Raw genomic sequence first — 11,920 nt, 5'->3', positions numbered from 1 at the left:
CGTCAGCCCTTCGCCGCACCGGCCTTGGTGACCGCGTCCGCCACGGCCCGGACCAGGTCCACCACACGCGGACCCCAGCGCGAGGCGATGTCGTCGTCGAGCGCGACCACACCGCCGCCGCGCACGGCCCGCAGCCGGTCCCAGCCCGGGCGCTTGGCCACCGTCTCGGCGCTTTGGCCGCCGCCCTTGGCGTCGGCGAGGAAGATCAGGTCGGGGTCGGACTGCACCAGGGCCTCGGCGGACAGCTGCGGGTAACCCGAACCGCTCTTGTCCGCCTCGTCGGCGATGTTCTTCAGACCGAACTGCGCGTACACCTGACCGATGAAGGTCTTCGAGGTCGAGGTGAACAGCGTGTTGTCCAGCTCGTGGAAGTAGGTCAGCGGCTTCGCCGGCTTGGGCGTCGCGGCGACGACGGCCGCGATGTCGGCCTTCATCTTCGTCGCCACCTCGCCCGCCTCGCGGCTGTGGCCGGTGGCCGCGCCCAGCGTGTTCAGCTGCGCGTAGGAGTCCTCGAAGGTCTTCGCGGCGGGCGTCAGCACCACCGGGATCTTCAACTTGCCCAGTGCCGCGACCACGCCGTCGGTGTCGTCGGTGGTCACCACCAGGTCGGGCGTGTAGTTGCTGATCGCCTCGACGTTCGGCTTGAAGCCGGACAGCTTGGTCTTGGGCGCGTTCGCCGGGAAGTTCGACTGGTCGTCGACCGCGGTGACCTGGCCGCCCGCGCCGATCGCGTACAACATCTCGGTCGCGGTGGGCGCGAGCGAGACGATCTTCTTCGGCGCGGCGGGGATGGTGACCTTGGCGCCGCCCGAGTCCACCGTCGCGGGGAACGCCTTGGTGTCGGGGCCCGACCCGGTGCCGGAGCCGGACGCCGCGGGCGTGCCCTGGGACTTGTCGTCCTTCGAGTCGTCCGAGTCACCGCACCCGGTGAGGACGAGCGCGCCGAACAGCAGCACGGCGGCGGAGCGCAGCAGGGGTACGGATCTCAACGGAAACTCCAGGTCCACGGGACGCGGCAGGCGTCGGGACCCGTGGGGACGGATCGCCCCTCCTGCGAGGCCGATGTCGTCGGCGCGGACGAGGCGACCCGGCTCGGCCGCGCCCCCGGGGAGCGGGGTGGGCCATCACGGTTGCGGGACAGCGCCGGGATCACACCGGACTTCGCTGCGTTCGACGCCGTCGGCGACAAACCGGTCGCCGACGCGCGAACGATATCAACGCCCTCGTTCACCCTCGGTGATTGGGGGTGGTTTGCCGCCCCTCGCCCACACGGTCCGGCGCCGCTCCGGACTTGACCGACCCGTGAGAGCGGGTGCTTGCTTGGAGTGCGCTCGAACTCCGTAGCGTTCCCGTCATGCCCGTCCCACCGGGGCGGGCCTCCCACCGGAGGCTTCTCGATGTCGGTACAGCAGGCCCGGCCGTCCGCGGACTACGAGGTCGGCAAGTACTCGATCGGCGAGGTGGCCGAACGCACCGGTCTGACCGCGCACACGCTGCGCTGGTACGAGCGGATCGGCCTGATGCGGCACGTCAGCCGCCAGCGCCCCCGGACGGGAGGGGACGGTAGCGGGCAGGGGAGTCGTCGTCGCTACAGCGACCACGATCTCGACTGGCTGGAGTTCGTCGGCAAGATGCGCCTGACCGGGATGCCGGTCGCGGACATGCTCCGGTACGCGGAGCTGGTCCGCCAGGGCGATCACACCCGGCGCGCGCGCAGAGAGCTGTTGGCGGAGCACCGCGAGGAGGTCCGCAACCGCATCAGCGATCTCCAGAGTTGCCTGCTCGTCATCGACCACAAGATCGAGATGTACGCGGACGCGGAGGCGAGCGACGACGATGAGCACTCTCAAGCTGGGTGAGCACGGCCCGGAGATCTTCCCCCAGGGCCTGGGCTGCATGGGCATGAGCGCCTTCTACGCGGGTGCCGAGCACGACGAGTCGGTGGCCACCCTGGAGCGGGCCCTCGACCTGGGGGTCGACCTGTTCGACACCTCCGACGTCTACGGCCCGCACACCAACGAGGAACTGCTCGGGGCCTTCCTGGCCGAGGGCGACCGGCGTGCCCGGGTCACCCTGGCCACCAAGTTCGCGATCAGGTACACCGCCGAGGGCGCGCGGGAGATCCGCGGCGACGCGGCCTACGTCAAGCAGGCCGCCGAGGCCAGCCTGCGCCGGCTGCGCACCGATGTGATCGACCTGTACTACATGCACCGCCGCGACGTCCGGGTGCCGATCGAGGAGACGGTCGGCGCGATGGCGGAACTGGTGCGCGAGGGCAAGGTCCGGCACCTGGGCCTGTCCGAGGTGACCGCGAAGGAACTGCACGCGGCGGCGGCCGTGCACCCGATCGCCGCCGTGCAGTCGGAGTGGAGCCTGTTCACCCGCGACATCGAGGAGAGCGTGGTGCCCGCCGTGCGTGAGGTCGGCGCCGCCCTGGTGGCCTACTCGCCGCTCGGCCGGGGCTTCCTCACCGGTGCCTGGGCCAGCGCCGAGACGCTGCCCGAGGGCGACTTCCGCCGTCTCCAGCCGCGCTTCACCGGCGACAACGCCGCGGCGAACGCGGCGATCCTGGCGCCGCTGCGGACCATCGCCGAGGCACACGGCGTCACCCCCGCGCAGGTCGCGCTCGCCTGGGTGCAGTCGCGCACCCGGGCCTGGGGCCTGTCGGTGGTGCCGATCCCCGGGACCACCAAGCGACACCGCCTGGAGGAGAACGTGGCGGCGGTCGACCTGGTTTTGACCGACGCCGAACTGGCCGCGCTCGAACCGATCGCCGGACGGGTCACCGGTGGGCGCTACCCGGACATGACGGGCACCTTCAACGACCGCGACTGAGCCGAACTCCGAGTCCGCCCCACGCGGGGCGGACTCAGCGGCGACGGCCCTCGCGCTCCAGGCGCTCCACCACGTGCTGCCGCAGCAGGCCCTCGAACCCGGACTCGCGGATCCGCCGGGCCAGCGCCGACGGCGTGGTGTGCAGGGCGGTCGCCGCCGCGTCCAGGGCCCAGTCGTGCGCGTGCAGCGTGGACAGCAGGTGACCCCGACGGACCTGCGCCGCGGACAGTCGAAACGTCTTGCAGTAGGCGAGCCGCCCGTCCCGGTGCACGATCCGCTCGCCGATGTGGTTCTCCTCGTCGAGCCGGAACGAGGGCAGGAAGCGGGACAGCTCGAACGGCCCCAGCCGGTACACCGACTCGCTCGTGTAGGCGCCCTCGCCGGTGAGGCCGGACAACATCAACCGGTGGAACCGCTCCCAGGCCCCGGCCTGCCCCGCCGCCGCCCGGCGCAGATCGGCGAGCGAGGACACCCGAGCGGCCTCGATCCCCACCACGAAGTCCGGCACCGCCTCGACATAGTTCGCGTAGTGGAACAGCACCTCGCCGTACAGGTCTTCGAGCAGCGTCGCGTGCAGGGCCCGGTAGTCGGACGGATGCGGCACCACGAACACGCTCGCGAGCGCGTCCGCGACGTAGAGCGCGACCCCGCACTGGTTCCGATGGATCTCGAACACCTTGAGCGCGTCGGCCAGACCGCGCACCGCGTATCCGCAGTACGCCTCCTCCATCCGCGGCGACAAACCCTCGCGGACGGCCCGATCGGTCCACTCCTCCCACACGATCGAGGGCCCGCCGAAGTGCAGCGCGAGATACCCCTCCATGGCCAGGTGCATCGGCAGGAAACGCAGCCGATCGTTGTTCACGCCGCGGGCCATCCGGCGCAGCGCGCGCCGGCCCGGCATCTTCATCCGCGCGTTGCGCGGCGTGACCGGGCGCTCCTGGAGCTGGGTACCGAACGCCGCCGTTCGATCGCCGTCGGGATCCCACGACGCGACGAAGGCGTGCGGAATGAAGGAGTGGTAGTAGGTGCCGTCGCCGACCTCCACGATCGAGGGGTCGCCGACCTCGTAGACCCGCCGGTCCAGCCGCAGGCCGACCAGCGGCTCCTCGCGCACCAGGGGCACCAGTCGCACCGCGCCCCACACCTGCGCGGGCCGGGCGATCAGCCCGGTCGCCGCGAAACCGCCGTTCACGCCGCCGCCTTCCCGGACCGGAACCGGTCCCGACGATCCGCCAGATAGCGGCGCAGCTCGGCGAACCCGGCCCTCCCCTCGGCGAACCGGGCCAACTCCACCAGCGCCGGCACGTCCTCGGCGTCGCGCACCCCCACCGTCGGCACGCTCGCCGACAGCCGCTTCACGTCGAAGCCCTCGGCGTCGTACACCGGGTTCAGATGCACCACCGCGGTCGCCCCCGTCGGATCCAACCGCTCGCGCCACACCCGCAACACCTCGGCGGCCAGCCCCGGCGGACTGTTGTCCCAGCCGTCCGAGACCACGATCAGCCGGTCGGGGGCCAGTTCCAGCGCGTCGATCAAGCGCTCGCCCAGCGGCGTCGGCCCGCTCGGCCGCACCAGCAGCGGATCGTGCGTGCCCGAGGTCCACAACCCGGTGAACTCCCCGGCCAGCGCCTTGAGCAGGAACCGACACGCGAGCGCCACGGCCAGCGGACGCTGCCGCTTCGCGGTCGAACCGAACGACGAGAAACTGTCGTCGAGCACCGCGACCACCCGCCCCCAGGTGCCCGCCGCGGGGCCCGCCACGCGGCGTGCGGAGACGGTCATCGCGTGCCGCAACTCATCGTGCCGGACCGCCCGTTCGGCCTGCGACAGGGACAGTACGTACGACGCGAGCCGGGTCAGCGGCATCGTGGTGAGATCGGCCCGGACCGCCGCCACCCCGGCCCGCTCGGCCGCGTCCTGCAGGCGCAGGCGCTCCAGGCGGGTCAGCTGCGGGGCGATCTTCTCCAGGAAGGTGGCCCGCTTGATGCCGTGCATCGAGGCCAGCCCCTCGGCCACGCTGTACGGCAGGTCGTAGAGCGCGCGCTGCGCGTAGTGCGCCTGTCGCCACGTCTCGAACAGCGGCGTGCCGAACACCGACACCTTCCGGGGCGAGCTGAACAGGAACGTCCCGGTCTCGGCGGGCACTTCCAGGTGCGCGTGCCGCATCGTCGCCTTCACCCCGGTGCGGTACTTCACCGCGTCGAAGACCGGATCGCGGCGCTGCGCGGTCCAGTCGCGCATGATCGCCCGGGTGCGCCGGTTGTTGACGCCGCGTCGGGCCAGCTCGCGAAACAGCCGCCAGACTCGCTGAGGGGCCATCAGTTCCAGCCGGCGGGCGATCAGTTCGCCCTCGCGGCGGCGCACCTCGGGAGTCAGGTCGCGGCTGCTCACCAGCAGGTTGCGGACGATCAGCGCGGCGTTGAAGTCGTTGATGTCCAGGGCCAGGGACGCGGCGTAGAGCTCGCGGTAGTTGCCCAGGATGTATTCGTGCAGGAACTCCACCGACAACCGCTGTGCGGTCGCGTCGTCACGGAACTCGCGCTGCCCGGTGGAGGTCACCGCCGCGTTGACGAACATCACCACGTCCTCGCACGCGACCAGGTCCCGGCGCTCCACCACGCATCCCCTCGGCCCGACGAAAAGTGGATGCCGGCCGGGGAATGGAGGAGCGAACAGCGAAGTGACGCTTAAGAGGCGATTCCGAAAGTCGCAAACCGAAGTCCCGCGGCCGGCCCGGAAAGTCTAGACCGGGGTGATCCCGAAGGAGCGGGAAATAACGGCCGAGGCCCCGATCCGCGCGTGGATCGGGGCCTCGGCCGCACTATCGGCAGGTCATCGGCGGGTCAGGCGTCGCCGCCGACCGTGCCCACTCCGGCCGCCTTGACGTCCAGGAGCTGGTACTGCGCGATGGCCTTGGCCACCACGCCCGGGTCGATCTCGCCCCGGCGGGACAGCTCCGACAGCACGCCCACCACGACGGACTCGGTGTCCACGTGGAAGTAGCGCCGGGCCGCGCCGCGGGTGTCGGCGAAGCCGAAACCGTCGGTGCCCAGCGACGCGAAGTCGGCCGGGACCCAGCGCGAGATCTGGTCCGGGACGGCCCGCATCCAGTCGCTGACCGCCACCACCGGGCCGGGCCGGCCGTCGAGTACGCGGGTCACGTACGGGATGTGCGGCTCGGCCTCGGGGTGGAGCAGGTTGTGCTCCTCCGCCGCGACCGCGTCGCGCCGCAGCTCGTTCCAGGACGTGACCGACCAGACGTCGGCGACCACGTTCCAGTCCTGGGCGAGCAGCTTCTGCGCGTCCAGCGCCCACGGCATGCCGACACCGGAGGCGAGGATCTGGGCGCGCAGCGCGCCCTCCTTGGCGGGGCCGTCCTGGTAGAGGTACAGGCCCTTGAGGATGCCGTCCACGTCGACGTTCGCGGGCTCCGCCGGCTGCGCGATGGGCTCGTTGTAGACCGTCATGTAGTAGAAGACGTCCTCGGCGTTCTCGCCGTACATCCGCCGCAGACCGTCCTTGACGATGTGCGCGATCTCGTACGAGAAGGCCGGGTCGTACGCCACACAGGCCGGGTTCGTCGAGGCCAGCAGCTGCGAGTGCCCGTCCGCGTGCTGGGTGCCCTCGCCGGTCAGCGTGGTGCGACCGGCGGTGGCGCCGAGCACGAAGCCGCGGCTGAGCTGGTCGGCCATCTGCCAGAACTGGTCGCCGGTGCGCTGGAACCCGAACATCGAGTAGAAGACGTACACGGGGATCATCTGCTCGCCGTGCGTCGAGTACGTCGAGCCCGCGGCGATCAGCGACGCCACACAACCGGCCTCGGAGATGCCGTCGTGCAACATCTGGCCCTGCGCCGACTCCTTGTACGACAGCAGCAGTTCCCGGTCGACCGAGTCGTAGGTCTGCCCGTGCGGGTTGTAGACCTTCGCGGTCGGGAACATCGCGTCCATGCCGAAGGTGCGGTACTCGTCCGGCGCGATCGGCACGAAGCGCTTGCCGACCTCCGGGTCGCGCATCAGGTCCTTGAGCAGGCGCACGAACGCCTGCGTCGTGGCGACCGGCTGCTTCGAGCCCTTCTTCAGCACGCTGTAGACCGGGTCGCCGGGCAGCTTGAGCGCCTTGGACCGGTCGAGCCGCTGCGGCAGCGAGCCACCGAGCGCGGCGCGCCGCTCGCGCATGTACTCCATTTCCTCGGACTTCTCACCGGGGTGGAAGTACGGGGGGAGGTCGGCTTCGAGCTGCTCGTCCGAGATCGGCAGGTAGAGCCGGTCGCGGAACGCCTTCAGGTCCGACTTGGTGAGCTTCTTCATCTGGTGCGTGGCGTTGCGCGACTCGAAGTTCGGGCCGAGCGTCCACCCCTTCACCGTCTGCGCCAGGATCACCGTCGGCTGGCCGACGTGCTCACGTGCCGACTTGAAGGCCGCGTAGACCTTGCGGTAGTCGTGCCCGCCGCGACCGAGCTTTTGGATGTCCTCGTCGCTCAGGTCCTGCACCATGCGGCGCAGCCGCGCGTCGTCGCCGAAGAAGTGCTCGCGCACGTAGGCGCCGGACTCCACCGCGTAGGTCTGGAACTGGCCGTCGGGCGTCGTGTTCATCTTGTTCACGAGCGCGCCGTCGGTGTCCTGGGCCAGCAGCGGGTCCCAGTCGCGACCCCAGACGACCTTGATCACGTTCCAGCCGGCGCCGCGGAAGTACGACTCCAGCTCCTGGATGATCTTGCCGTTGCCGCGCACCGGACCGTCGAGTCGCTGCAGGTTGCAGTTGATCACGAAGGTGAGGTTGTCCAGCTCCTCGCGCGCGGCCAGGCCGATGTTGCCGAGCGACTCCGGCTCGTCCATCTCGCCGTCGCCGAGGAAGGCCCAGACGTGGCTGCGCGAGGTGTCCTTGATGTTGCGGTTGTGCAGGTAGCGGTTGAACCGGGCCTGGTAGATCGCCCCGAGCGGGCCGAGGCCCATCGAGACGGTCGGGAACTCCCAGAACTCCGGCATCATCCGCGGGTGCGGGTAGCTGGGCAGCCCGTTCGGCGCGGCCGACTTCTCCTGCCGGAAGCCGTCGAGCTGGGCCTCGCTCAGACGTCCTTCCAGGAAGGCACGTGCGTAGATGCCCGGCGACGCGTGTCCCTGGAAGTAGATCTGGTCGCCCGACTCCCCATGGTCCTTGCCGCGGAAGAAGTGGTTGAAGCCCACCTCGTACAGGCTCGCCGAGGACGCGTAGGTGGCGATGTGACCACCGACGCCCAGGCCGGGGCGGTTGGCCCGCGACACCATGATCGCGGCGTTCCACCGGACGAACGCACGGATGCGCCGTTCGATGTTCTCGTCGCCGGGGAACCAGGGCTCGCTCTCCGGGGCAATCGTGTTGATGTAGTCCGTGCTCCGCAGGCCCGGCACGCCGACCTGACGTTCACGGGCCCGTTCGAGCAGCTTGAGCATGATGTATCGGGCTCGCTGGCGGCCCTGCTCGTTGATGACTGCGTCCAGCGACTCCAGCCATTCCCCGGTCTCGTTCGGATCGATGTCGGGGAGCTGGCTCGGGAGGCCGTCGCTGATGATCGAGAAGCGCTCTCGTCCGGAAGCCACGCTGTTCCTTCGCCTTATCGGTAGATGGGGACCCTCCCCGCGAGAGCGGGGTCGACCACCCTGAGCGGTGTCGCGCCGTCCCCATCGTGGTACCCGGACGTCGGATCCGTCATCTCTACCGACCGGTAATGGACCGGCGGGGTGCCCGCCTGCGTCTCATCCACCGATCATGTACCGAGCCCGATCCGTGTTCGGTTACCGCGACAGGAGCGGAGCTGCCCTGATCGTCCGGCTGTCACCGGACGCTCCACACGGCGGTTCGCGATTGCGGGGTGATGCAACCGTGAACCTCCAAGACCTTACGCCGACTGTCTTACGGACAGCGCACTGGCGTAGTTCCCCGGGAGGGTGTGAGGGGTTTCGCACCCGTTCGACAGGGAGGTCGGGGCCGATGCGGGCACCGATCGGCGACCGGCTCCGGCGCCGACGCGGTGATCGAGCCGATCGGGGGCGCGGATCCGGCCGCGGGACGGCCCCGGCGCACCCGGTGAGCTTTCGTCTGTCAGGCTGGACCTTCGAATACGTTGCGTGATCCATGCCCGGCGGGGGTAGCTTCCGCACTACATGTGGTGTGGCGTTTGCGCGAGTACGTGACCTGGGTACTTGCGCGAACAGCCTGGCGCGTGTGGACTTACGCGCGTGAGCCCCGAAGCGTTGTGGGGCCGGACAAGGGAGGTTGATTCGTGAGCGCGACCGCGGACCACGCGGAAGAGCGGGCCAACTCGGCCGTTCGACTTGGGTTCCAGCCCGGACAGGTGGTCCAGGAGCTCGGTTACGACGACGACGTGGACGAGGAGCTGCGCGAGGAGATCGCGGAACTCACCGGAAACGAACTCGTCGATGAGGACTACGAGGATGACGTTGCCGACGTCGTCCTGCTGTGGTTCCGGGAGGACGACGGCGATCTCGTCGACACCCTCGTGGATGCCCTCGCCACGCTCACGGATGGCGGCCATATCTGGTTGCTGACCCCGAAGACCGGCCGGGACGGATATGTAGAACCCTCGGACATCGGTGAAGCCGCGCCGACGGCGGGATTGGCCCGCACGACGAGCTTCGGCGCCGTCAAGGACTGGTCGGCGACCCGTCTGGTGTCGCCCAAGGCGGTGCGCAGCGGCAAGAAGTGACTCGACGCCACTGCGGTAAGCAGACGAAGAGACCCCGGTGCGGTGACAAAGGTCACCGCACCGGGGTCTCGGCTGTTCGGGGTCGTCCCGGCGCTCTCGGGTCAGGGGCGGCTTCGGGGGAGGGCGGGGAGCAGGGCCGTTATGCGGCCGACGCCGCCGAGCGCGGCGGCGGTCAGGCGCAGGGCCGGGCCGCCGGGTAGGCCCGGGACGTGGTCGAGCAGGGGGGCCAGGGACAGCAGGCCCGGGAGGTTGTGCGGTTTCAGGTCGCGGCGGGCCAGGAGGGCGGGGACCGCGCGGCGGCCGGCGGAGGCGTCCAGGAGCAGGGCGGCGGTGCGGGCCTCGACGGCGGGCAGGTTCGGCCGGCCGGGCGGGAGCGGGAAGACCTCCCAGCCGGTGCCGGCCGCGCCGGGGGCGGCGAAGCCCCAGCCGCCGCCGGGCACGGCCAGGCCGGTGCGGGCCCGGACGCCGTGCCGGGCGGCGAGCGCGCCGGTGATGTCGGCCAGGGCCAGGACGCCGGCGTCCAGCAGCTCCGGGGGCGGTTCGCCCGCGCCGCAGGGGGCCAGGTCGAGCGCGTGTACGGCCAGCTCGTAGGCGATCGCGCCGAGCTGGGTGAGCAGCGGGACCGGGCCGACCTGCGAGCCGGTGCGGGCCAGGGCCAGGGCCGGGTCCTCGGTGGTGGCGTCGAACGCGGCGACCAGTCGGGCCCGGCCGTCGTCGAGCGCGGCGAGCAGTTCCTCCCGATCGGCGTCGCGGTGGGCCCGGACCAGGCGCGCGTTGACCTCGTCCTGGTGCATCGGCGCCGCGTCCGGGGCCCGTCGGCCGCTCGCCTCGGCCAGCAGGCGGGCCAGCAGCGGGGCGTCGGGCCAGGACGCGAGGTGGGTGATCACGGCGCGGCCGTCCCAGCCCGGCAGGCGGGACGGCGCGTCGAGGTCGACCCGGTCGGCCAGGTCGCGGAAGGCGTCCCAGGCGGCCAGGGCCCGCGTGCGCTGCGCCTCGGCGGGCATGGAGGCGGTGCCCCACGGGCCGCTGACGATCTCGATCGAGGACATGCCCGCATACTGCCCGCTCCCCCGACCCCCGAACGCCGCCCCCCACCCGCGCGTGCCGGCTCCCGCTAGGCTCGCCGGCGCGAAGCGGACGTTGCCCGGGACGAGGAGATGCGCACGATGGCCGTGGAGATCGGTAGCGAGGCCCCCGACTTCGAGCTGCGGAACCAGCACGGTGAGGGCGTGCGGCTCGCGGACTTCCGGGGGGAGAAGAACGTGCTCCTCGTCTTCTATCCGTTCGCGTTCACCGGTGTGTGCACGGCCGAGCTGGGTGCGCTGCGCGACGAGCTGTCCGCCTTCCAGAACGACGATGTGCAGGTGCTCGCGCTCTCCTGCGACGCGCCGTTCTCGCTGCGGGTGTTCGCCGAGGCGGAGGGTTACGGGTTTCCGCTGCTCTCGGACTTTTGGCCGCACGGCGCCGCGGCTCGGGCGTACGGGGTCTTCGCCGAGGACAAGGGGTGCGCGCTGCGGGCGAGCTTCGTGGTCGACCGGGGCGGCGTGATCCGCTGGAGCGTGGTCAACGCGATGCCCGACGCGCGGGACCGGATGGAGTACCACAGGGCGCTCGCGGCGCTGTGAGGCGAGGTTCGCCGGCCGGTTCGCGCGTAGCTCGGGCCGGGGCGGGTACCCATGCCGCGGCGAGACCTCCCGCCGGTCAGGAACTCATGACTAGGATCGGCGCGTTGTCACGTCGTAGGCGAAAACCCCGGGGCACCCGTTGCTCCATGAACTTTTTGGAGGACTCGTGGGCGTCAGCCTGAGCAAGGGCGGCAACGTCTCGCTCTCGAAGGAGGCTCCCGGCCTGACCGCCGTTCTCGTCGGCCTGGGTTGGGACGTGCGTACGACCACCGGCACGGACTTCGACCTCGACGCGAGCGCGATCCTGCTCAACGGAAGCGGCCAGGCGCCGTCGGACGGGCACTTCGTCTTCTTCAACAACCTGAAGAGCCCGGACGGCTCCGTCGAGCACACCGGCGACAACCTCACCGGTGAGGGCGAGGGCGACGACGAGGCGATCAAGGTCAACCTCGCGGGTGTCCCCGGCGATGTCGAGCGGATCGTCTTCCCGGTCTCGATCTACGACGCCGAGACGCGGCAGCAGAGCTTCGGCCAGGTCCGCAACGCGTTCATTCGCATCGTGAACCAGGCCGACAACAAGGAACTCGCCCGGTACGACCTCACCGAGGACGCGTCGACCGAGACCGCGATGGTGTTCGGCGAGTTGTACCGCAACGGCGCGGAGTGGAAGTTCCGCGCGGTGGGCCAGGGCTACGCCTCGGGCCTGCGCGGCATCGCCAAGGACTTCGGGGTCAACGTCTGACCCGGGCGC

At 70.7% G+C, this 11,920-nt stretch carries 10 protein-coding genes; 5 read left to right on the top strand and 5 right to left on the bottom strand.

Annotated elements, in window-relative coordinates; translation table 11 throughout:
- Positions 1-2: 2 nt before the first annotated feature.
- Positions 3-989, bottom strand: coding sequence for an ABC transporter substrate-binding protein (locus ACFRCG_RS27515; protein ID WP_380036264.1), 987 nt, complete (start codon positions 987-989; stop codon positions 3-5).
- A gap of 408 nt (positions 990-1,397) precedes the next feature.
- Here ACFRCG_RS27515 and ACFRCG_RS27510 point away from each other — a divergent pair, with 408 nt between their 5' ends.
- Entirely contained in the window at positions 1,398-1,859 is a 462-nt protein-coding gene (locus ACFRCG_RS27510; RefSeq protein WP_380036262.1) for a MerR family transcriptional regulator, read from the top strand.
- Complete coding sequence (locus ACFRCG_RS27505; RefSeq protein ID WP_380036260.1) at positions 1,837-2,835, top strand: aldo/keto reductase; 999 nt, start codon at positions 1,837-1,839, stop codon at positions 2,833-2,835. The genes ACFRCG_RS27510 and ACFRCG_RS27505 overlap by 23 nt, the downstream gene beginning before the upstream one ends.
- A gap of 34 nt (positions 2,836-2,869) precedes the next feature.
- Here ACFRCG_RS27505 and ACFRCG_RS27500 read toward each other — a convergent pair whose 3' ends face one another.
- The 3 genes from ACFRCG_RS27500 to aceE form a co-directional block, all read right to left on the bottom strand.
- Positions 2,870-4,030 (bottom strand): hypothetical protein, encoded by a 1,161-nt coding sequence (locus tag ACFRCG_RS27500; RefSeq protein ID WP_380036258.1) that lies wholly within the window; start codon positions 4,028-4,030, stop codon positions 2,870-2,872.
- Positions 4,027-5,457, bottom strand: a complete 1,431-nt coding sequence (locus ACFRCG_RS27495; RefSeq protein ID WP_380036256.1) for a hypothetical protein — start codon at positions 5,455-5,457, stop codon at positions 4,027-4,029. Before ACFRCG_RS27495 ends, ACFRCG_RS27500 begins: the two co-directional genes overlap by 4 nt.
- A gap of 224 nt (positions 5,458-5,681) precedes the next feature.
- Entirely contained in the window at positions 5,682-8,417 is a 2,736-nt protein-coding gene (gene aceE / locus ACFRCG_RS27490) for a pyruvate dehydrogenase (acetyl-transferring), homodimeric type (RefSeq protein WP_380036254.1), read from the bottom strand.
- A 683-nt stretch (positions 8,418-9,100) separates the two neighbouring features.
- Between aceE and ACFRCG_RS27485 the strand changes: the two genes are divergently transcribed.
- Positions 9,101-9,544, top strand: a complete 444-nt coding sequence (locus ACFRCG_RS27485; RefSeq protein WP_379995360.1) for a DUF3052 domain-containing protein — start codon at positions 9,101-9,103, stop codon at positions 9,542-9,544.
- A gap of 101 nt (positions 9,545-9,645) precedes the next feature.
- Here ACFRCG_RS27485 and ACFRCG_RS27480 read toward each other — a convergent pair whose 3' ends face one another.
- Positions 9,646-10,593, bottom strand: a complete 948-nt coding sequence (locus tag ACFRCG_RS27480) for a maleylpyruvate isomerase family mycothiol-dependent enzyme (RefSeq protein WP_380036252.1) — start codon at positions 10,591-10,593, stop codon at positions 9,646-9,648.
- 117 nt (positions 10,594-10,710) lie between these two features.
- Here ACFRCG_RS27480 and ACFRCG_RS27475 point away from each other — a divergent pair, with 117 nt between their 5' ends.
- Together ACFRCG_RS27475 and ACFRCG_RS27470 are read left to right on the top strand one after the other, a co-directional pair.
- Positions 10,711-11,169, top strand: a complete 459-nt coding sequence (locus ACFRCG_RS27475) for a peroxiredoxin (RefSeq protein WP_380036250.1) — start codon at positions 10,711-10,713, stop codon at positions 11,167-11,169.
- Between the two features lie 166 nt (positions 11,170-11,335).
- Entirely contained in the window at positions 11,336-11,911 is a 576-nt protein-coding gene (locus ACFRCG_RS27470) for a TerD family protein (RefSeq protein ID WP_380036248.1), read from the top strand.
- Positions 11,912-11,920 lie beyond the last annotated feature (9 nt).

The sequence above is a fragment of the Embleya sp. NPDC056575 genome (assembly GCF_042793325.1).
Taxonomy (GTDB): Bacteria; Actinomycetota; Actinomycetes; order Streptomycetales; family Streptomycetaceae; genus Embleya.
The sequence above is the reverse complement of the archived record's forward strand: the minus strand, read 5'-3'. Positions and strand labels throughout refer to the sequence as shown.